Source organism: Nocardioides sp. NPDC057577 (assembly GCF_042801335.1).
GTDB lineage: Bacteria > Actinomycetota > Actinomycetes > Propionibacteriales > Nocardioidaceae > Nocardioides.
Genome location: NZ_JBHVGB010000025.1, coordinates 1 through 19,992 on the forward strand (window position 1 = coordinate 1; position 19,992 = coordinate 19,992).

A 19,992-nucleotide genomic window follows, 5' to 3' on the forward strand; every position below is an offset into this window, starting at 1 on the left:
GCCACCGTGGTGGCCGCGGCGACGTACGAGGTCAGCTGGGTGCGCCCGCCCACGGCGTGGCCGATGGCGGTCCTGCTGCCGCTGCTGCTGACCGGGAACCCGTGGACGAGCGCCGAGCCGAGATTGGCCCCACCCAGGGCGAGCAGCTCCCGGCGAGCGTCGACGCGTTCGCCGCGGCGGGCGAAGGCGCGGCCGGTGAGGATGTTGTCGGTGTAGCCCACGAAGGCGACGCCGAGCGCCGGGCCGAGCATCGAGACGATGGCGCCCGGGTCGAGTGCCGGTAGGCCCGGGGCCGGGGGCCGGCTCGGGATCTCGCCGACCAGCCGCAGCCCGGAGTCGTCTCCGAGCAGCGCCACCAGCGCGGTGGCGGCAAGCATGCCGATCAGCGCGACCGGGGCGCGCGGGGCGAGCAGGGAGCCGACGATCATCGCGGCGGCCGCGCCGCCACCGAGCAGCAGCGTGGGGACGTGGACCTGGTCGAGGTTGCCGATGAAGCTGCCCACCTCCGCCAGCACCCCGTCGCCGGTGACCGTGACGCCGGTGAGGTTGTCGAGCTGGGAGACGACCATGAGCACCGCGATTCCCGCCATGTAGCCGACCAGCACCGGCCGCGAGAAGAGCTCGGCCAGCACCGAGACCCGCAGGAACCAGCCCACCACGCAGATCGCGGCGACCACGAGCGCGAGCGTCGCCGCGAACGAGGCGGGGTCCTCGGCCGCGGCCGGGATGGCGCCGATCGCCGCCGCCGTCATCAGCGCGGTGGTCGACTCCGGACCGACCGAGAGCAGCCGGGAGGTGCCCAGCAGCCCGTAGACCACCATGGCGCCGACGCACGCCCACAGCCCGGTCTCGGGAGGCAGACCGGCCAGCTCGGCGTACGCCATCACCTGGGGCACCAGGTAGGCGGTGATCGTCACCCCGGCGAGCAGATCGAGCCACAGCCAGCGCCGCTGGTAGCCGCGGGCCCACGACGGCATCATGCGGCGTACGTCCATGGCAGCACTGTCCCACGAGCCGCCGTCCGCCGGCCGCGGTCAGCCCAGAGGGACCGACCACTCCACCAAGGTCCCCTTCGGGGGCGCCGGTTTCACGATGCACCGCCCGCCGTGAGCCTCGGCGCGGTGGCGCATGTTCGCGAGACCGCCCTCCACCACGCCCTCCGGAATCCCGTCTCCGTCGTCGCGCACGCGAAGCACGAGGTCATCGGCGGCGGAGAGCGACACGTGCACCGCGCTCGCGTGCGCGTGACGGACCGTGTTCGAGAGTGCCTCGCCGAGGACGGCGACGACGTCCTTGGCCAGCTCCGGAGAGGTCCGCAGCCGGATCGGGCCGTCGAAGTCGAGCTTCGGGCGGAACTTGAGGGACGCCGCCGCTCGGTTCACCAGGTCGGTGACCTGGGACTGGATGTCGCCGTCGTGCTGGGGAGTGCCGAGCTCGAAGACCGCGCGCCGGAGGTCACGGATGGTGTCGTCGATGTCGTCGACCGCCTGGTCCAGGCGGTCGCGCAGCTTCGGGCTCTCGGCCATGTTGAGGCCTCCCTGGAGGCGTAGGCCGATGACGAAGAGCCGCTGGATCACGATGTCGTGCAGGTCGCGACCGATCCGGTCGCGGTCGTCGTAGACGGCGAGCCGCTGCCGCTCCTCACGGTTCTGAGCCAGCCGGATGGCCAGCGCCACCTGGCCCGCGAACGCGTCGGCGACAGCCAGGTCGATGTTCTGGGCCTGCTCGGCGTTCGCCCGCCGCCAGGTCAGGGCGAGCACGCCGACCGCGTTCATCTCCTCCGACGGGTCGGTACGTCCCAGCGGCACGAACACACCGGGGCCAAGGTCGCTCATGTCGATGACCGCGGCGGCGCTTCCGCCCGCGGCCGCGCTGGCGACGTCCTCCACCATCATCGGCACTCCATCGAGGATCGCCCGTCCCGCGATCGACTCCCGCAGAGGGGCACGCTTCAGCACGTCGAGGTCGACCTCGGTGCCGGAGACCACCTCCACCCGCAGACGGTCGGCGGCGGGTCCCGTCACGATCCAGGCGACGTCGGCGCCGGAGATCTCACGGGCCCGGTCCGCCACGAGCTGAAGGGCGGTGCCGCGGTCGATATCTCCCATGAGCGCGCTGGTGATCTCGGCGCGCGCGTCGAGCCAGCGACCGCGGCGCGCGGCCTCCTCGGCCAGCAGAGCGTTCTCGATCGCGACGCCGGCAGCCGCTGCCAGGGCGACCACGATGCTCTCGTCCTGGTCGGTGAACTCCGCGCCGTCGGTCTTCTCGGTGAGGTAGAGGTTGCCGAACACCTTCTCACCGATGCGGACGGGAACACCCAGGAAGGAGCGCATCGGCGGATGGTGCGCGGGGAACCCGAAGGAGGCCGGATGCTCCTCGATGTCGCGCAGACGGACCGGCTCCGGATGGTCGATCAGCAGTCCGAGCAGACCGTGACCGGTGGGCAGATCTCCGATCCGGAGCTCCTGCTCGGGGGTGAGACCACGGTTGATGAACACCCGCAGCCGCCGCTCGCCACCGCTGGCCAGGACCCCGAGAGCCGCGTACCTCGCTCCGGCAAGGGCCTTGGCGACCTCCACGATCCGGTTCAGCAGGTCATCGATCGACAACCCGGCACCCATCGTGACGATCGCGTCGAGCAGCAGTCTCCACCGCACCTGCTCGTCTCGAGCGACCGTGACTCGGTCGAGCACTTCGGTCAACAGCTCGTCGAGCGGTGTGTTGCTCAGCGTCTTCGTTGCCGTGTCATCCGGTGAACGGCGCGGCCGCGGTGGCGTACTTCCCACGTCGACCCTCCACGTCACATGAGTGGTACACCCCTTAACGTATCAGCCTTGCAACGTCTTGGTGACAAGAATCGCGGCCTGCGTCCGGCTCTCCAGGCCCAGCTTGGCGAGCAGGGAGGAGACGTAGTTCTTGACCGTCTTCTCCGCCAGATGCATCTCCTTGCCGATCTGCCGGTTGGTCATGCCCTCGCCGATGAGCTCCAGGATCCGGCGCTCGTGGTTGGTCAGGTTCTCGAAGACCGAGTTGGACTTCGGCCCGCTGCGGATCCGCTCGAGGACCTGTGCGGTGACCGCGGGGTCCAGGGTCGATCGGCCCGCGGCGACCTGGCGCACGGTGTCGACGAGGTCGGCGCTGCGGATCTGCTTGAGCAGGTAGCCGGCCGCGCCCGCCATGATCGCGGAGAACAGCGCGTCGTCGTCGTCGAACGAGGTCAGGATGAGCGCTGCGATGCCGGGGTCGACCGAGCGGACGTCGCGGCACACGTCGATGCCCGACCCGTCGGGAAGCCGGCCGTCGAGGATCGCGACATGGGGACGCAGCGCGGGGATCCGGCGCCGGGCCTCCTCGGCGAGCCCGGACTCACCCACGACGACGATGTCGTCCTCGTCCTCGAGGAGATCCTTGATCCCGCGGCGGATCACCTCATGGTCGTCGAGCAGGAAGACCCGAATGGGCTCTGCTGCTCTCTCGGGGTCTGCAGATTCGGTCACCTGCTCAACCTACGACCGAGGACGGCGCTCGCCAATGCTCGTCTTACCCGTGCGCCGAGGACCAAGGTCCCGCGACGCACCCGCGGGAGCGCGCTCACGGCTGCCCGGTTCCGACCGGGTCCTCGACGGGCTGCGGCACCAGCGCCTCACCCGTCGGCGCGGACGGTTCCGGCGGCGCGGGCCCGACCGGGTCGCTCCCGCCCTGGTCGAGCCGGAAGGGCGGGTAGCTGTCGGTCATCAGGAAGACGTACGCCCCGACCCGGGCCGCCCACCGGTCCATCCCGAGGACGAGGTCGAAGATGCCTCGCGGGTAGCCGCGCCCGAAGAGCATCGCCACGCCGGCGAAGAGGACCAGCAGCCCGATGATCCCGCTCCCCCAGGCCCAGGCCCAGGTGTCGGGATCGCCGCTGGTCTGCGCCACGTACAGGCCTCCCCCCAGGAAGAAGCTCAGGAGCATCAGGTGCGGGATCGCCAGCAGCCACGACTTCACCAGCACCAGACCGCGCGAGAGCCGCTCGGGGTAGGCGATGTGCAGACGTGCCGGGTATCCGGGGACGTCCTCGAGCGTGAACGGCGGGTAGGCGTCGGTGCCGAGCGCGGCGTAGCCGTAGTAGTCCACCCGCCAGGTCCAGCGCAGGACGCCGAGGTTGAAGTCGAAGATCGCGCGCGGATAGCGGGCGGTGAACAGGATCGCGAACCAGGCGACGACGGTGAGCACGGAGAAGGCGATCCAGAGGAAGAACAGGATGATGTAGTGCGGGATCAGCAAGAGCCACTTGATCAGCCACAGGGCTCGACTGACCCTGGTGTCCAGCTGCCCCTCGAGCACTACCGGGGAATGGGAAGTGTTCATGCCTCCAGCCTCCGCACCGCAGGACGCCATGGCATCGGACCAAGGTCCTCTGGTCGGGGACGTGTGCCACTGCCTGGGCACGTACGTTCGGCCGCAGCGTGGTGCCAACGGCACCACGCAGGGGGCGTGGCGCTGACGGAAGGACGTGAACAAGATGCGAGCAGCCGTCGTCTACGAGTCGATGTTCGGCAACACCGCGACCATCGCCACCTCGGTCGCCAACGGTCTGCGCAGCGCCGGTGTACAGGTCAGGGTGATCCCGGTGACGGCGGCCGGCGACGACGTGCTCCGCACCCACGATCTGGTCGTCATCGGCGCCCCGACGCACGCATTGGGCCTGAGCAGGCCGAGCACGCGCGCCGACGCCGTCCTGCGGGGCGCCCCGGCGGAGGTCGAGGCCCGTGGTGTCCGCGAGTGGCTCGACGACCTCCAGGACGCGCGCTCGGTGCGCATCGCCGTGTTCGACACCCGGGCGCGGGCGATGCGCCGCCTCCCCGGCTCCGCCGCCCGGCACGTCGCCCACCTGCTCCGCCGCCGCGGCTACGACGTCGCCCCCTCGGCGAGCTTCTACGTCGGCGGCACGGAGGGACCCCTGGGCCGCCACGAGGAGGCGCGCGCCGGTGACTGGGCCACCGACCTGGGCCATCAGGTGATGCGGCAGGTCGTGGCCTGAGATGTCGGTGCTCCCCGACGAAGCGACGCTGCGGGCGATCCTGACGCTGGCCTGTCGCGCACCGTCGGTGCACAACACCCAGCCCTGGGTATGGGCCGTACGCGATCGGATGCTGGTGCTGCGCGCCGACCCGCATCGCAAGCTCCTCCACGCCGACCCGAACGAGCGCGCAGCGATCAGCTCCCGTTGTGCTCGATGGCGACGCGCGTGGTCTTCGGCTCCCCGACGGCGTACGGGACCCGGACCTCCAGCACGCCGTTGATGTAGGTGGCACGGACCTCTTCGGCCTTGGCACCGCTGGGCAGCTGAAGGGTGCGCTCGAACGAGCCGTAGTGCAGCTCTCGCCGGTTGCGGTCGTGCTCCTCCTCCCGGCGCTCACCTCGGATCGTCAGGAGGTCGCCGCTGACGTCGATCTGGATGTCCTTGTTCGGGTCGACCCCCGGCATCTCCGCGCGTACGACGTAGTGGTCGTCCTCGACGAAGTCCTCGACCCTGATGTAGGGCGTCACACCGAAAGAACGCATCGCCGCCGACCCCGACTCCAGCCAGCCCAGCAGGTCCGCGAGCGGGTTGGCCGGGCGCTTGATGATGGTGCTCATCTGATCTCCCTCGATCTGCGGGCGCCCGTGCGGCACCCCGTGCGGTCCCCAGTCTTGTTCCGATCGAACCCGACCTCACGAGACCTTGGTCATCTGTGCCGGGACCTCCGCCACCTGCCTCGTCCAGCCCGCGATGGTTGCCTGGGAGGCAGCCCGACGACTCAGGAAGGTCCCAGATGCACGCCTCACCCGACGTCGTCACCATCACCTTGAACCCGGCGCTGGACGACTCCTTCTCCGTTCCTCGGCTGATCCCGGGCAGCAAGATGCGATGCAGCACACCCCGGATCGATCCCGGCGGCGGCGGCATCAACGTGGCCCGGGTCCTGCACGTGCTCGGAATCCCCACGCTGGCGGTCTTCCCGGTGGCAGGCCATATCGGCCGGGCCCTGAGCGAGCGGCTCGAGATCGAACGGCTTCCGTTCGCGGGGGTCGAGGTCCCGGGTGAGACCCGGCTGAGTCATCACGTGACCGAGCTCGAGACCGGCTTGGAGTACCGCTTCGTGCTGCCTGGGACGGAGCTCGCCCGCGCCGATCTGGATCGTTGCCTCCAGGCGGTGCGGCGCGGAGGGCGACACGCGGCGTACGTCGTCCTCAGCGGCAGCCTGCCGCCAGGGGTCTCCGCAGACGTCGTCCCTCGGGTGCGGTGCCTGAGCGATGCCCTCGGCGCCCGGCTCGTCCTGGATGCCTCCGGGGGCGCCCTCGCCCAGGCTCACGGGGCCTATCTGATCAAGCCGAGCGTGCGGGAGCTGAAGGAGCATCTCGGGCGCGAGCTGGACACGCTCGCCGAACAGGTGGCGGGAGCGCGAGAGCTGCTCGACGACACTCACGCGAGCGCCGTCGTGCTCTCCCGCGGTCACCTGGGGATCGCACTGGTCACCCCGACGGGTACGCAGCTGCTTCCCGCGGTCGCCGGCGACGTGGTCAGCGGCGTGGGTGCCGGTGACGCTCTCGTCGCCGGGATCGTCGCCGGACTGACGCGCGGGTGGGATATCCCCCGGGCGGCCCGGCTCGGTCTCGCCTGCAGCGCGGCCATGATCGCGACCGCGGGCACCTCGGTGTTCTCCCGCGACGACCTCGCCGCGTTCACCGACGTCCTCCCGGGCGAGGCCGCCCGAGGGCGGACACTACGGCGCGACGCGGTCTGAGCCTGATGGCTTCGTGCCCCGCCCGCTCGTCATCGGGTCGCGTCCAGGACCGCGACGCCACGCACGCGGTCCTCGGCGAGGTCGGCGAGTGCCCGGTCGGCCTCCCCCAGGGCGTACGGAGTGACCTCGGCGCGCAGGCCCAGCCGGCCGGCGAGCCGGAAGAGCTCGGCCCCGTCGGCACGCGTGTTGGACGTGACGCTGGTGAGCGTGCGCTCGCGGAAGAGGTGGCGCTGGTAGTCGAGAGGGGGGAGGTCGGAGAGGTGGATGCCGGCGACGGCGCAGGTCCCGGACGGGCCCAGGCCGGCCAGCGCCTCGCGGACGACCTCGCCCGCCGGCGCGAACACGATCGCGGAGTCGAGCGGCGGGACGGCATCGCCGGGCGCGACCGCAGAGGCAGCGCCGAGGTCGAGCGCGAGCCGGCGCGCCACCTCACCCCGGGTGACGACGTGCACCTCGGCCCCTTGGCGGATCGCGATCTGCGCGGTCAGATGAGCGCTCGCCCCGAACCCGTAGAGCCCCAGGCGACCTCCCGGCGGGAGGACCGAGCGCCGCAGGGCCCGGTAACCGATGATCCCCGCACACAGCAGCGGCGCCGCCTGACTCGGTTCCAGCGAGTCCGGGATCCGGTAGAGGTACGCGGTCGGGGCGACGGCGTACTCGGCGTAGCCGCCGTCGGCGTCCCACCCGGTGTATCGAGACTGCTCGCAGAGGTTCTCCGCGCCCGTACGGCACCAGCGGCAGCGCCCGCACGTGGAGCGCAGCCACGGCACGCCGACCCGGGTGCCGATGCGCGGTCCGTCGGCGTGGTGGTCGAAGCGGGCCAGCACCCGACCCACGATCTGGTGACCCGGCACCACCGGGCTCCGGCGAGCGGGAAGGTCGCCGTCGACGACATGAAGGTCGGTCCGGCACACGCCGCACGCCTCCACCCCCACGAGGACCTCGCCCGAGTCCGGCTCCGGGACGGGGAGCTCGGCGATCGAGAGGCAGCCGTCGCCTCTCGTCCGCCACCCTCGCATCGCCGCCATCAGGGTTCCTGTCCGGCGCCGGCGGGCGGGAGCAGGCCTCTCAGGGCGGGCTCCGGGGCCTGCGGCGACGGTTGCAGCCGGACCTTCGCATCGACGACGGAGATCCCGCGCTCGTGCACGATCAGGGGATTGAGGTCGATCTCGGCCACCTCGGGCAGATCGTCGGCGAGACGCCCGAGGGACACCAGGAGATGCTCGACGGCGCCGGCGTCCGCCGGCGGTGCGCCGCGGTATCCCCACAGCAGCGGCGCGGTGCGCAGGTCCCGGAGCGCCGCTGCCGCATCGGAGCGGCTGAGCGGCGTCAGCCTGAAACTGCGATCACCGATCAGCTCGGTGAAGGCGCCTCCGTATCCCACCATGACCAGCGGCCCGAAGAGCGCGTCCTGGGTGACGCCGGCGATCAGCTCGACGCCGGCGGCGACCTGGCGCTGGACGATCAGGCCCGGATGCTCGACCCGGACGCCGAGGAGCGCGTGGGCGGCGACGCGTACCTCGTCGGGACCCTTCAGGCCGACACGAACGCCACCTACATCGGTGCGATGCACCAGACCGGGGTCGGCGACCTTGAGCACGACCGGGTAGCCCACCCACTCGGCGGCGTCGACAGCCTCCTCGACACCGTCGGCGAGCACGCTCGGCAAGACACCGATCCCGTACGCAGCGAGCAGCTGGCGCGTGTCCGGCTCGGTCAGCCGGCCCCCTTCCGGTGTCGCCCGCAGCGTACGGGCGATCACGTCGCGACCGGTCGCGCGGCTTCCGGGAGGCGCCTCGGTGACGGGGGTGTGGGGCCCGGCGCGCCACTCCGCGTACCTGACGATCGGGCCGAGGGCACGCGCGGCATCCTCCGGGAACGCGAAGACGGGCACACGACCGGTTCCGACGCTGATCGGCCGGCCGGGGCCGTGCGGGTCGAGCATGACGGCCACGGTCGCGACCGGCGGTGCGGTCTGTCTCGGATCGGCGCGCAACGCAGTGCGCAGCGCACGCGTGAAGGCTGCGTACGGAAGAGCCGGCAGCGGCGTGCGCAAGGCGATCAGCATGTCGACCTCGCCGCTGCGGATGATCGTCGAGACCACCTCGGAGTAGGCCTCCCAGCCGATGCCGGAGCCGAGGTCGATGGGCACCTGGACGGACGACGCGTCGGGCACGATCGCCCGGATCGCGGCCATGGTCTCCGCGCTCAGCGTGGCGAGCCGCAGATCTTCGCCCTCGCAGGCGTCGGCGGCCAGGACGCCCGGCCCGCCGGCGTTGCCGACGATCCCGACCCGGCGGCCACCGGGCAGCGGCTGGTTCGCGATCACGCTGGTGGTCTGCAGCAGCTGCTCGAGGCTGTGCACGCCGATCACCCCACACTGCCGGAAGAGCGCGTCGACGGCCTCCGCGGACGTCACCGCCGAGGCGGTGTGGCCGACCGCCGCCCGCCGGCCGGCTTGGCTTCTCCCCCCGACCAGGGCGACGACCGGCGTGTGGTCGGCCAACCGCCGGGCCAGCCGAGAGAACTTGCGCGGGTTGCCGAACGACTCCAGATAGAGCGAGACCACCTCGGTCGCCTCGTCCTCGGCGGCGTACATGAGGAGGTCGTTGCAGCTGACGTCGGCCTTGTTGCCCGCGGAGATGAACGCCGACAGCCCCACGCCGAGCTCGTCGGCCCGTTGCAGCGCGGCGATCCCCACCGCGCCGGACTGCGCCATCATCGCCACCCTCCCGCGGCCGGTCGAGGTGGGCGAGAAGGTGGCGTCCAGACGGACGTCGGGGTCGGTGTTGGCGATCCCGAGGCAGTTGGGTCCCACCACCCGCATGCCCGATTCGCGGGCGACCGCCAGGATCTCGTCCTGCAGGCGTCGTCCGTCCGGGCCCGCCTCGGCGAAGCCGCTGGAGAGGATCACCAGGTCGCGTACGCCGCTGCGGGCACACTCCTTCACGACCTTCAACACCTCGGCCGCCGGCACCGCGACCACGGCCAGGTCCACCGGCCCGACGTCGAGCACCGACGGGTGGCAGCGCTGGCCCAGCAGGAAGTCACAGTGGGGGTTGACGGGGTGGACCGTGCCGGCGAACCGCGCCCGCAAGAGGTTGCGCACGACCTGGTGGCCGGGATGGTCCGCGCGCCGGCTCGCGCCGATCACCGCCACCGAGCGCGGCCGCAACAGCGCGGCGACGGAGTCGGCGTCCGTCCGCTGCTCACGGGAGATCATCGCCTCCAGCACGCGCTCGGTGAGCCGCACCGGGAAACGTACCTCGACGGTGTCCTCGTGCGCGGTCGAGGTGAGGTCGAAGCCGGCGTGCTGCAGGACGTCGAACGCGGGGGCGTTCTCAGCCATCACGTACGCCACCAGGTCAGTCACGCCCGCTCCGGCCGCCGCGACGGCCAGGTGCTCCAGGAGAAGGGTGGCCACGCCGTGGTGGACATACCGGTCGGCGACGACCAGGGCCAGCTCGGCCTCCCCGGCCGCACCCGTCCTCGTGCCGCTCGCCAGCCCGACGATGCGGCCGTCGACGACGACCACCTTGGCGACCGCCTCGCCGACGGCCAGGCGCGGCAGCAGGTCCTCGACGAAGCGGAGACCGTCGAGCTCCCCGACGTGGAAGAACCGCTCGTAGCGATGGCGGTCGGAGAGCAGGTCATGGAGCTCGACCAGCTGGCCCCGGTCCCCCGCCGCGGCATCGCGTACGCGGGCGATGGTGCCATCACGTAGCAGCACGTCCTCCCCGGCAGCTCCCTCTCCCTCGGGCACTCTCATGGAGCCTCTGCCACCGGAGGAACCACCTCGACGGGACATCCGGACTCGCGCAGCAGAGCGTGGCCGGTGCCGCCCAGGCGGCGCAGCGGGAAGGCGTGCCCGCGGCGGCCGATGACCAGTAGGGCTGCCTTCTTCGCTGCCTCCATGACCACCTGGGCCGGCTGACCCCGGTGTACCTCGATCCACGCGTCGACGCCGGCAGAGTTCGGGACCAGCTGTCGTGCGCGTTCGAGGGTCTGCATCAGCTGGTGACGCGCGTCCGCCGCCAGACCTGCCGCATCCAGCTTCCCCAGCGTCGACTCGTAGTAGATGGCCGGGACCTCCCAGGCGTGCACGATCACCAGGCCGCCACCACGCTCCACCGCCTCTCCGAGGGCCCGGACGACGAGCTCCGTGGAGGCGTCGCAGTCGGCGACGGCCACGACCACCGTGCGGGCGTCCTGGCCGTCGGGCCAGACGGCCGGCACGATCACGACGGGCACCGGCGCGCGAGAGGCGACCCGTCCGGTCACCGAGCCCGTCACGATGCGCGACAGGCCGTGGTGGCGCTCGTCGCCGAGAACGACCATCGTCGAGTCGGCCGCCGCGTGCACGAGCTCCGTCACCACTCCCCCGTCGCGGAGCGTCGAGGTCACGTTCTCCGGCCCGACGATCTCGGCGGCTTCCTTCTCCGCGTGCTCGAGCGCGGTCGTCCCGGCCTCGCGAATCTGGTCCGCCAGGCCCGCATAGCCGTACGGGTAGAAGACGCCCGTCGCGATGGCGAGGTCGATCACATGGACGAGCCACAGATGTGCACCGCTTCGGCCGGCTCGCTCGGCGGCATGCCGGATCGCCGCTCGGCCACCTTCTCCCCCATCGATGCCGACCAGGATCCGGTCGTGCTCGGCCATCTTCCCTCCTGCGGGCTCGGTGTGTACGTCGGGTGATGCTCCCAATCTCGCCGGGCCTCTTCACGGGTGTCAGGGCCATCGGTGCCGCGGGAACGGGACCTAGGTCCGCAGCCCGCACGGGGTGCCGGCTGGTCCGGACCCTGATGACGTTCGTCCGTCGGATCGATGACGAAGGTCCTTCCGTCGGGCCGAAGGTCTTGTGCCGACGGGACCTTGCACTCATGACCGCTCTCGACCGCTCCACGAGGCTCGCCCCATAGCAACCGAACCCTTGCCACGGAGTTGATCATGCTGGTCCGAGAGATCATGACCTCGTCACCCGTCACCGCACGGAGAGACACTCCCGTCCGGGAGGCGCTCGCGCTTCTTCGTGACCACCACATCACCGCGATGCCGGTGGTGACCTCCACGGGACGGCTCTGCGGCGTCGTCGCCGAGATCGACCTGATCCGCGACCGTGTCCTGCCGGACCCGCGCGCCCACGTGCTCTCGCCGGAGCCGGTGACCGACCTTCCCCCCGCGTACGTCGAGCGGGTGATGAGCCCGGTGACGGTCGCCGTACGCGAGAACGCGGAGGTGTCCGTCGCCGTCGACATCATGGCCGAGCGGGCCCTGAAGAGCCTGCCGGTCCTCGATGACGACGACGCCCTGGTCGGCGTGATCAGCCGGAGCGACGTCGCCGCCGCCCTGGCCCGCGACGACGACACCTTGGATCGGGAGCTGACCGCGCTCATCACCAAGCTCGGCCATCCCGACTGGCTCGTCGTGGTCGCCGACGGGAGCGTCGTGATCAGCGGGCCGAGCACGCCGAGGGACCGCGCCCTGGCCGAGTCCGCCGCGGCGACGGTCACCGGAGTCACCCGGGTGCGGATCCACCAGCCGGAAGCCCTGAGCCCCGAGGTGTGAGCGGGGCGCCTCTCGGGTCGGCAGGCGCTATCCCTTCACCGCCCCCTCGAGCCCCTCGCTGCGCAGGAAGAGCCGCTGGAAGAGGAGGAAGAAGAGGATCGGCAGCGCCGCGGAGATCGCCATCGCGGCGAGCAGGACGGAGAGGTCGGTGGTCGGGGCGATGGACGGCAGCCGGACCGCGATGGGCTGCTTGGCCGGGTCGGGCAGCACGATCAGCGGCCAGATGAAGTCCTTCCACGCGGCCAGGACGGCGAAGACCGACACCACGCCGAGCACCGGGCGCGACATCGGCAGGACCACCGACCAGAAGAGCCGGTACGGCCCGGCGCCGTCGATCCGCGCGGCGTCCAGGATCTCCCGGGGCAGGCTGTCGAAGAACCGCTTCATGATCACCACGTTGAACGCCGAGGCGCCCGCGGGCAGGAAGGCTCCGGCGTACGTCCCGACCAGGGACCAACCCACGACCGGCAGGCTGAGCACGGTGAGGTAGAGCGGGACGAGGAGCAGCACGATCGGCACGAACATGGTGGCGAGCACGGCTCCGTAGATGACCCGTCCGAACCGCGGCCGCAGCACCGAGAGCGCATAGCCCGCGGTCGTGGCGACCACCACCTGGACGGCCCAGGACCCGGCGGCGATGACCACCGTGTTGACCAGGTAGGCCGACAGACCCAGCTCGGTCCACGCCTGCGTCACGATCGAGAGGTCCGGCCCGTTCGGCCACAGCGAGATCGGCGAGCGCAGCGTGTCCTGGGTAGGGGTCACCGCCGACTTCGCCAGCCACAGCAGCGGCCCGAGGCAGACCACCACCAGTCCGAGCAGCATCGCCGCCTGCACGCCGCGAAGACCCCAGCGCACCGAGGTACGCCGCCGGTCGAGGGAGGAGACGAAGCTCATCAGTCGCTCCATCCGCGAGTCAGCCGGAAGTAGAGCCACGACAGCAGCGCCAGCCCGACCGCCATCATCAGGCTCAGCGCGGTCGCCGAGCCGTAGTCGCCGCCGCCGGTGGTGCTGCCGAAGGCGTACTCGTAGATCAGGAGCAGCAGCGTCAAGGACGCGTGCGAGGGTCCGCCGCCGGTGAAGAGGTAGGGCTCCAGGAAGACCTGGGCGGTGCCGATGATCTGGAGGATCAAGGTGATCAGCAGCACCGGGCGCAGGTGCGGGAGGGTGACGTGCCAGACCTTGCCGAGCACGCCCGCCCCGTCGGCCGAGGCGGCGTCGTAGAGCTCCTGCGGCACCGTGGTCAGCGCCGCGAGATAGATGATCACCGTGCCGCCTGCCGCGGCCCAGGTCGCCTCCATCACCAGCGAGGGCAGCACCCAGTCGGCCGACTCCAGCCAAGGCACCGGCCCGAGCCCGACCCAGCCCAGGACCGTGTTGAACACTCCCCCGGACCCGGCGTCGTAGAAGGTCTTCCACAGCAGCACCGCAACGGCCGGCGGCACCACGACCGGCAGGTAGGCCAGGCAGGCGTAGAGGCCGCGCAGCCTCCGCAGCGAGCTGAACACCACCGCCATGACCAGCGGGATCGGATAGCCGAAGACGAACGCGATCGCCGCGAAGACGGCCGTGTTGCGCAGCGCCACCGGGAGCAGCGGGTCGCTGAGCACCGTGCGGAAGTTGTCCAGGCCCACCCACTCCGCGGGCCCGACGAGGTTGGTCTCCTGCAGGCTCATCACCACGGTCCGGGCGATCGGCCACCACGAGAACAGCCCGAAGACGAGGAGCATCGGCAGCAGGAAGACCAGGGTCGCCGCGCTGCCGCGCCACCATCCCGCGACCAGGGAGACGAAGGACGTACGCCGGCGGGCCGGCCCTCTCACGAGAGCCGGCCCACCCACGCGGGAGATGTCGACGGCCACCCTCACCCCTTGTCCAGGATCTGCTGCACCGAGGCGTCGGCATCCTTCAGCAGCGCGGGGATGTCGGCGCTCTCGTCGCTGAGCACCTTCTGAACGACCGGGTCGAGCGCGCCGTACACGGCCTGCGTCTGCGCGGGCGGCTCGGCGACCAGCGTGAGGTCGAACATCCTCGAGGTGTAGCCGGTCATCTGGTCCAGAGGCACGTTGACGTAGTCCTTCACCCAGCCCTGGTAGGTGGTGTACGACGCCTCGTCGAAGATCGGGAAGGTCGGCGTCCCCACGGGCTGCTCGGCCGCGGTCTGGGTCTTCGCGTCGGCGACGGCCGCGTCCTCGTCGGTGTACTTGCGGACCCGGAAGAAGTCCGCCCAGGCCACGGCTGCCTCGGCCTCCGCCTCGCTCGCCTTGGCGCTGACGACGTTGACAGAGCCACCGCCGAGAGCGCCGGCGTCGGCCGAGTCCCCCATCGGGACCGCGGTGAGCCCGTACGACTCGGGGTCGATCGCCGCGGTGGTGACGAGGGAGTTGTAGACGTCAGAGCCGCTGATGAACATCGCGACCTTCCCCGCCGCGAACGCCTGGTTGATGCTGTTCCAGTCGTAGGCGGTGCTGCCGGAGAAGGACTTGTCGGTCCAGCGCATGTCCTGCAGCAGCTGCAGCGCCTGCTCGGTCTGCGGGTTGTCGACGGTCGCGGTGAACGCGTCCCCGTCCTGTGTCTCCATCCGGCCACCGAGGGCATAGACCAGGGTCGTGAGGATCCAGCCGCCGGTGTTGCCCGTGGTCATCTCGGCATACCCGGTGGCACCGGTCCGGTCGTGGATCTGCTTGGCGGCCGAGCGCAGCTCCTCCCACGTGGTCGGCGGGTTGTCGGGGTCGAGACCCGCCTTCGTGAACAGGTCGCGGTTGTAGTGGAGCGCGTTGGCGTAGACGTCGGAGGGCAGCCCGTAGACCTTCCCGTCGGTGCCCTGCGCCGCGGCCAGCACCGTCGGGTTGAGCTGATCGAAGTAGGGCAGCTCACGGACCTCCGCGTCGACGTCGGCGACCTGCTTGCGCTCGACGAGACCCTTGGTGTCGGTGAACGGCACCCGGAACGAGATCGGCAGCGTGCCGCCCGAGAGCTGGGCAGGGAAGGTCTGCGCGTTCCACTGCCACTCCACCGGCTTCACGGTGATGTCGGGATGCTCCTTGTTGAAGGCCGCCGCCTGCGCCTTGACGGCGTCGATCGTGGCCTGCTTGTCGCCGGGGCGCCAGCCCTCGACGGTGATGGTGACTCCGTCGCCGTCGTCCGACGACTCGCCGCAGGCGGCGAGCGAGCCGAGCGCGACGGCCGCGACCGCGGCGAACGCGACACTGCGCAACCGAGTGGATCTCATGGGTCTGTCTCCTGGAATGTTGTGGTGGGGTCTCAGGTCGTGGGCCGCAGCCAGACCGCGGCATCGGGGGCGAGCCGACCCGCGTCGAGCGGCGAGCTGGCGAGCCAGACGTGGTCGCTGCTCGGCAGCTCCACGGACGTGTCGGTCAGGTTGACGACGCACGCGAAGTGCGCGCCGCGGCGGAAGGCGATGATCCCGGGAGCGGTCTCGATCCAGCCGAAGTCGCCGGTGGCGAGGTCGGGATGCGTACGCCGGATCAGCAGCGCCATCCGGTGGAGGCTGAGCATCGAGCGCGGGTCGGCCGACTGCGCCTGCGCGGTCAGGTGCGCCCAGCCCTCGGGCTGAGGCAGCCAGGTCTTCGCGCCCGTCGGGCTGAAGCCGTACGGCGGCCGGTCCCCGCTCCACGGCAGCGGCACCCGGCAACCGTCCCGGCCGGGGTCGACACCACCGCTGCGGAAGTGCATCGGGTCCTGGATCCGGTCCGGCGGGATGTCGGCCTCGTCCAGGCCCAGCTCCTCGCCCTGATAGAGGTAGTACGCCCCGGGCAGCCCCATCGCCAGCATCGCCGCCGCCCGCGCCCGCCGCTCGCCGAGAGCTCGGTCGGTCGGGGTGCCGTAGCGCTTGGTCTCGAACGCGAACGCGGTGTCCACGCGGCCGTAGCGGGTCACCGGACGGGTGACGTCGTGGTTGGAGAGCACCCAGGTGGCCGGTGCGTCGGCCTCGCCGTGCACACGCAGCGTCGTCTCGATGGAGGTACGCAGCGCCTGGGCGTCCCACGGCGCGGTCATGAAGTCGAAGTTGAACGCCGCGTGCAGGGCGTCGGGGCGCAGGTAGCGGATGAACCTGGCGGTGTCGGGGAGCCAGACCTCGCCGATCAGGGCCCGGTCGGTGCCGTACTCCTGGGCGATCCGGCGCCAGCCACGGTAGATCTCCTGGAGCTCCTCGCGGTCGACGTAGGGGTGCTCCCCCGGTCGCGGGTCGGCGGGGACGTCGGGGAGGTCCGGGTCCTTGGCGAGGAGCGCGGCGGAGTCGATCCTTATCCCGGCAACCGCGCGGTCGAACCAGAACCGCAGGATCTCCTCGTGCTCGAGGCGTACGTCCTCGTGCTGCCAGTTGAGGTCGGGCTGCTCGGCGGAGAAGAGGTGCAGGTACCACTGCTCGGGGACGCCGTCGGGCGTCGAGAGCCGGGTCCAGGCGGTGCCACCGAACTCCGAGGTCCAGTCGTTGGGCGGCAGCTCGCCGTCAGGGCCACGGCCGTCGCGGAACCAGAACCGGTCCCGTTCGGGTGCGCCCGGTCCCGCGGCGACCGCGGCCCGGAACCAGCGGTGCTGGTCGGAGACGTGGTTGGGGACGACGTCGATGATCGTGCGGATGCCGAGCTCGAGGGCGTCCTGGATCAGCGCCTCCGCCTCGGCGAGGTCGCCGAAGAGCGGGTCGATCGCGCGGTAGTCGGCGACGTCGTAGCCGCCGTCCGCCATCGGCGAGGGGAACCAGGGGGTGAACCAGATCGCGTCGATCCCGAGGTCGCGCAGATAGGTCAGACGGGCTCGCACCCCGGCCAGGTCACCGGTGCCGTCGCCGTTGGCATCGGCGAAGCTGCGCGGGTAGATCTGGTAGATCGCCGCGGAGCGCCACCAGTCGGCAGGGCGCTCGGTGAAGACCGGGAGCGGCGCCGGTGCCGGCTCGCTCCGTCGAGATTCCGTGGCGGTCACGGGCACTCCGTTCTCGGCAGCTCACACTCATGTGATAGCCGTCACCCTGACGGCGTGCAGCGACCGTAGAGCCAGCCGCAGAAGGTGCGCAAGAACTTGACAGTGCGTAATTAATTTCAGGACTTTGCGCGCCGGCTTGCAGGTCCGGTCGAGCGCCGGACCACCAGCTCGCCCTCGAAGAGCAGCTCGTCGACCGGCCCGAGCGTGCCGTCGATCTGGCTCACCAAGAAGTCGACCGCCGCCCGGCCCATCGCCTCGATCGGCTGCCGGATGGTGGTGAGCGGCGGGTCGGTGAAGGCCATGAACGCCGAGTCGTCGAACCCGATCACGGACACGTCCGCAGGCGTCGAGAGCCGGGCCCGGCGCACCGCCCTGACCGCTCCCAGCGCGAGCGGGTCGCTGGCACACACGATGCCGGTCGCGCCCTGCTCGACCAGCCGCGCCGCGGAGGCCTGTCCGCTCTGGAGCGAGTAGAGGCTGCGGACGACCAGATCCTCGTCGAACGGCACGCCGGTCCGGTCGCAGACGGCACGGAAGGCGGTCAGCTTGCGCTCGGAGGGAACGTGGTCGCGCGGGCCCAGGACCAGCCCGATCCGCTCGTGCCCGAGCGCGATCAGGTGCTCGGCGGCCTGCTCCATCGCATCGGCGTCGTCACAGACCACCCGAGGGAACGGCAGGTCGTCGATGGCCGCGTTGATAAGCACCACGGGAAGGTTGCGGCCGGCGAGGCGGTCGTAGTGGGCATGGCCCGCGTCCCGCTGTGCGTAGGCGCCGCCGGCGAACACGACGCCGGCCACCTGCTGCTCCAGGAGCAGGTCGACGTACTCCGACTCGGTCACGCCGCCGGCCGTCTGTGTGCACAGCACCGGGGTCAGCCCCTGCTGGGCGAGGTGGGCGCCGAGGACCTCGGCGAGCGCCGGGAAGATCGGGTTCTGCAACTCAGGCAGAACCAGACCCACCAGCCTGGCACGCTCACCGCGAAGCTTCACCGGCCGCTCGTAGCCGAGTACGTCGAGCGCGGTCAGCACCCGTTCGCGGGTCGCCGCCGAGACCCCCGGCTTGCCGTTGAGCACCCGGCTCACGGTCGCCTCGGAGACCTTGGCGCGGGCCGCTGCGTCGGCAAGACGTCTACTCATGAGCGCAAGAATATAACTGCTTTACGCAAGCTGTCTGCAAGCATCGTCGTCCTTGACGCACAATTCAATAAGTGATTTAGTCACTTTCTGTGACCAGCAACACACCATCGCTCTCTGAACGCATCGCCGACGGGATCGTCGCCATGATCGAGGCCGCGGGCCTGGAGCCGGGCGACGCCCTGGCCTCCTCCCGCGAGCTGGCCAAACGGTTCGAGGTGACCACACCGACGATCCGGGAGGCGCTGCGCCGCCTGGAGGCGACCGACGTGATCCGCTTCCGGCACGGATCGGGCACCTACGTGAGCGGCGGGGTGAACCGGCGGCTGCTGGTCAACCCGCATGTCTCGGAGTCGCGCAGCGAGTCGGTCATCGAGCTCCTCGACGCCCGGATCGTGCTCGAGCCGCCGGTCGCGGCGGCCGCGGCCGTGCAGCGCACCGACGAGGACCTCGCCGCGCTGACCCTCTCGGCCGACAACTCGCTCAAGCCGCAGTACGCCGACGAGCGGCCCGAGCTGCACTTCCACGTCGCGCTCGCCGGCGCGTCGGGCAACCTGCTGCTGCGCGAGACCGTCGAGGCGCTGCTGCAGGTGAGGGCCCGCGACCAGATCGAGATCCGGCACCGCTACACCGACCGCGACCGCGACCACGCCGACCACCTCCGGATCGTCGAGGCCGTACGCGACGGGGACGCCGACGCCGCAGCCGCCCTGACCCGTGAGCACCTGGTCGCGATCCGCGAGGCGATCGCCTCCACCCTCGGTCCGGAGCAGGCCCGATGACCCCGAAGCTCGCCGAGATGACCACCCTCGAGGCCGCGGCGGCCGCCGAGAGCGGGACGGTCGTGGTCATCCCCGTCGGTGCTTTCGAGCAGCACGGTGCCGGCCTGCCCCTGGCCACCGACCAGATCCGCGCCGAGGCCCTCGCCGACTCGGTTGCCGAGGCCCTCCCCGGCAAGGTCGTCATCGGTCCGGGCGTACCGGTCGGCGTCTCTCCCCACCATCAGGCCTTCGCCGGCACGGTGAGCCTGCGCCCGGCGCTGTTCGCCGCCGTCGTACGTGAGTACGTCGAGTCGCTGGCCGCCCACGGCTGGCGCCGGTTCCTCGTGGTGACCGGTCACGGCGGCAACAACGCCACTCTCGGCACGCTGGCCCAGGAGCTGCTGCGAGACCGGCCCGACCTGGAGCTCGCCTGGACTCCGGTGACCGCACTCGCCAAGGACGCCGTGGCCGGCATGGAGCTGAGCGAGGTCTCCGGTCACAGCGGCGAGGCCGAGACCGCCCAGATGCTGCACATCGCCCCTCATCTCGTACGCCACGACCTGCTCGCCCCGGGCACGACCGCGCCCGACCAGCTCGACCCGTTGGCCCGGTTGGCCCGCTCGGTGAGCCATCCCGCCGTAGCCCTCCCCTACGACCGTCTCTCCCCCACCGGCGTGCTCGGTGACCCGCGTCGCGCCACCGGCGAGGACGGCCGCGCGATCCTGGGCGAGGCCACCGACCGCCTCGTCGCCTTCATCAAGGAGTGGCTCGACACCTAGGCCACCCGCCCACCCTCCAGCTCGGGACCCCGACCGGGAC

General features: G+C 71.2%; 18 protein-coding genes. 5 read left to right on the forward strand and 13 right to left on the reverse strand.

What is annotated here, in order from left to right:
* The 4 genes from ACFU7D_RS07760 to ACFU7D_RS07775 all read right to left on the reverse strand — a co-directional run.
* On the reverse strand, window positions 1-995 hold a 995-nt coding region (locus tag ACFU7D_RS07760), incomplete at its 3' end, for a SulP family inorganic anion transporter (RefSeq protein ID WP_378865364.1).
* Between the two features lie 39 nt (window positions 996-1,034).
* Window positions 1,035-2,786 (reverse strand): GAF domain-containing protein, encoded by a 1,752-nt coding sequence (locus ACFU7D_RS07765; RefSeq protein ID WP_378865367.1) that lies wholly within the window; start codon window positions 2,784-2,786, stop codon window positions 1,035-1,037.
* Between the two features lie 42 nt (window positions 2,787-2,828).
* Entirely contained in the window at window positions 2,829-3,497 is a 669-nt protein-coding gene (locus ACFU7D_RS07770) for a response regulator (RefSeq protein ID WP_378724103.1), read from the reverse strand.
* Window positions 3,498-3,591: 94 nt separating this feature from the next.
* Window positions 3,592-4,350, reverse strand: coding sequence for a DUF4389 domain-containing protein (locus ACFU7D_RS07775; RefSeq protein WP_378865370.1), 759 nt, complete (start codon window positions 4,348-4,350; stop codon window positions 3,592-3,594).
* 154 nt (window positions 4,351-4,504) lie between these two features.
* Between ACFU7D_RS07775 and ACFU7D_RS07780 the strand changes: the two genes are divergently transcribed.
* Complete coding sequence (locus tag ACFU7D_RS07780) at window positions 4,505-5,023, forward strand: flavodoxin family protein (protein ID WP_378865479.1); 519 nt, start codon at window positions 4,505-4,507, stop codon at window positions 5,021-5,023.
* Window positions 5,024-5,199: 176 nt separating this feature from the next.
* On the opposite strand, the gene ACFU7D_RS07785 is transcribed toward ACFU7D_RS07780, so the two are convergent.
* Window positions 5,200-5,622 (reverse strand): Hsp20/alpha crystallin family protein, encoded by a 423-nt coding sequence (locus ACFU7D_RS07785; RefSeq protein WP_378865373.1) that lies wholly within the window; start codon window positions 5,620-5,622, stop codon window positions 5,200-5,202.
* Between the two features lie 176 nt (window positions 5,623-5,798).
* Here ACFU7D_RS07785 and ACFU7D_RS07790 point away from each other — a divergent pair, with 176 nt between their 5' ends.
* Window positions 5,799-6,770, forward strand: a complete 972-nt coding sequence (locus tag ACFU7D_RS07790) for a 1-phosphofructokinase family hexose kinase (protein ID WP_378865376.1) — start codon at window positions 5,799-5,801, stop codon at window positions 6,768-6,770.
* A 29-nt stretch (window positions 6,771-6,799) separates the two neighbouring features.
* Here the strand turns inward: ACFU7D_RS07790 and ACFU7D_RS07795 are convergent, their stop codons facing one another.
* Genes ACFU7D_RS07795 through ACFU7D_RS07805 form a run of 3 tightly spaced genes read right to left on the reverse strand, consistent with a single transcriptional unit; the run spans window position 6,800 to window position 11,429 of the window.
* Window positions 6,800-7,798: a zinc-dependent alcohol dehydrogenase family protein gene (locus tag ACFU7D_RS07795; RefSeq protein WP_378865379.1), complete on the reverse strand. Its 999-nt coding sequence runs from the start codon at window positions 7,796-7,798 to the stop codon at window positions 6,800-6,802.
* Window positions 7,798-10,539 carry a GNAT family N-acetyltransferase gene (locus tag ACFU7D_RS07800; protein ID WP_378865382.1) on the reverse strand — a complete coding sequence of 914 codons (2,742 nt, stop codon included), beginning with the start codon at window positions 10,537-10,539 and terminating at the stop codon, window positions 7,798-7,800. Before ACFU7D_RS07800 ends, ACFU7D_RS07795 begins: the two co-directional genes overlap by 1 nt.
* Window positions 10,536-11,429 carry a universal stress protein gene (locus ACFU7D_RS07805; RefSeq protein ID WP_378865385.1) on the reverse strand — a complete coding sequence of 298 codons (894 nt, stop codon included), beginning with the start codon at window positions 11,427-11,429 and terminating at the stop codon, window positions 10,536-10,538. The genes ACFU7D_RS07800 and ACFU7D_RS07805 overlap by 4 nt, the downstream gene beginning before the upstream one ends.
* Window positions 11,430-11,717: 288 nt before the next feature.
* Here ACFU7D_RS07805 and ACFU7D_RS07810 point away from each other — a divergent pair, with 288 nt between their 5' ends.
* Window positions 11,718-12,335 (forward strand): HPP family protein, encoded by a 618-nt coding sequence (locus ACFU7D_RS07810; protein ID WP_378865387.1) that lies wholly within the window; start codon window positions 11,718-11,720, stop codon window positions 12,333-12,335.
* 27 nt (window positions 12,336-12,362) lie between these two features.
* On the opposite strand, the gene ACFU7D_RS07815 is transcribed toward ACFU7D_RS07810, so the two are convergent.
* The 5 genes from ACFU7D_RS07815 to ACFU7D_RS07835 form a co-directional block, all read right to left on the reverse strand.
* Window positions 12,363-13,232: a carbohydrate ABC transporter permease gene (locus ACFU7D_RS07815; RefSeq protein ID WP_378865390.1), complete on the reverse strand. Its 870-nt coding sequence runs from the start codon at window positions 13,230-13,232 to the stop codon at window positions 12,363-12,365.
* Window positions 13,232-14,197, reverse strand: a complete 966-nt coding sequence (locus ACFU7D_RS07820; RefSeq protein ID WP_378865393.1) for a carbohydrate ABC transporter permease — start codon at window positions 14,195-14,197, stop codon at window positions 13,232-13,234. Before ACFU7D_RS07820 ends, ACFU7D_RS07815 begins: the two co-directional genes overlap by 1 nt.
* A 2-nt stretch (window positions 14,198-14,199) precedes the next feature.
* Complete coding sequence (locus ACFU7D_RS07825; protein ID WP_378865395.1) at window positions 14,200-15,567, reverse strand: ABC transporter substrate-binding protein; 1,368 nt, start codon at window positions 15,565-15,567, stop codon at window positions 14,200-14,202.
* Window positions 15,568-15,599: 32 nt separating this feature from the next.
* Entirely contained in the window at window positions 15,600-17,279 is a 1,680-nt protein-coding gene (locus ACFU7D_RS07830) for a glycoside hydrolase family 13 protein (protein ID WP_378865398.1), read from the reverse strand.
* A 116-nt stretch (window positions 17,280-17,395) separates the two neighbouring features.
* Window positions 17,396-18,415, reverse strand: coding sequence for a LacI family DNA-binding transcriptional regulator (locus ACFU7D_RS07835; protein WP_378865401.1), 1,020 nt, complete (start codon window positions 18,413-18,415; stop codon window positions 17,396-17,398).
* Between the two features lie 89 nt (window positions 18,416-18,504).
* Between ACFU7D_RS07835 and ACFU7D_RS07840 the strand changes: the two genes are divergently transcribed.
* Both ACFU7D_RS07840 and ACFU7D_RS07845 read left to right on the forward strand, forming a co-directional pair.
* The gene (locus ACFU7D_RS07840) at window positions 18,505-19,194 is read left to right on the forward strand and encodes a FadR/GntR family transcriptional regulator (RefSeq protein WP_378865403.1); all 690 of its coding nucleotides are present in this window, start codon (window positions 18,505-18,507) and stop codon (window positions 19,192-19,194) included.
* On the forward strand, window positions 19,191-19,952 hold the full coding sequence (locus tag ACFU7D_RS07845) for a creatininase family protein (protein WP_378865405.1): 762 nt from the start codon (window positions 19,191-19,193) through the stop codon (window positions 19,950-19,952). Before ACFU7D_RS07840 ends, ACFU7D_RS07845 begins: the two co-directional genes overlap by 4 nt.
* The last annotated feature ends 40 nt before the right edge of the window (window positions 19,953-19,992 follow it).

Excerpts from the sequence above, each read along its gene's own strand:
- ACFU7D_RS07810 (WP_378865387.1), top strand. The coding sequence starts at position 11,718 with ATGCTGGTCCGAGAGATCATGACCTCGTCACCCGTCACCGCACGGAGA.
- ACFU7D_RS07775 (WP_378865370.1), bottom strand. The coding sequence starts at position 4,350 with ATGAACACTTCCCATTCCCCGGTAGTGCTCGAGGGGCAGCTGGACACC.
- ACFU7D_RS07790 (WP_378865376.1), top strand. The coding sequence starts at position 5,799 with ATGCACGCCTCACCCGACGTCGTCACCATCACCTTGAACCCGGCGCTG.
- ACFU7D_RS07825 (WP_378865395.1), bottom strand. The coding sequence starts at position 15,567 with ATGAGATCCACTCGGTTGCGCAGTGTCGCGTTCGCCGCGGTCGCGGCC.
- ACFU7D_RS07785 (WP_378865373.1), bottom strand. The coding sequence starts at position 5,622 with ATGAGCACCATCATCAAGCGCCCGGCCAACCCGCTCGCGGACCTGCTG.
- ACFU7D_RS07800 (WP_378865382.1), bottom strand. The coding sequence starts at position 10,539 with ATGAGAGTGCCCGAGGGAGAGGGAGCTGCCGGGGAGGACGTGCTGCTA.
- ACFU7D_RS07780 (WP_378865479.1), top strand. The coding sequence starts at position 4,505 with ATGCGAGCAGCCGTCGTCTACGAGTCGATGTTCGGCAACACCGCGACC.
- ACFU7D_RS07835 (WP_378865401.1), bottom strand. The coding sequence starts at position 18,415 with ATGAGTAGACGTCTTGCCGACGCAGCGGCCCGCGCCAAGGTCTCCGAG.
- ACFU7D_RS07795 (WP_378865379.1), bottom strand. The coding sequence starts at position 7,798 with ATGGCGGCGATGCGAGGGTGGCGGACGAGAGGCGACGGCTGCCTCTCG.
- ACFU7D_RS07805 (WP_378865385.1), bottom strand. The coding sequence starts at position 11,429 with ATGGCCGAGCACGACCGGATCCTGGTCGGCATCGATGGGGGAGAAGGT.
- ACFU7D_RS07845 (WP_378865405.1), top strand. The coding sequence starts at position 19,191 with ATGACCCCGAAGCTCGCCGAGATGACCACCCTCGAGGCCGCGGCGGCC.
- ACFU7D_RS07815 (WP_378865390.1), bottom strand. The coding sequence starts at position 13,232 with ATGAGCTTCGTCTCCTCCCTCGACCGGCGGCGTACCTCGGTGCGCTGG.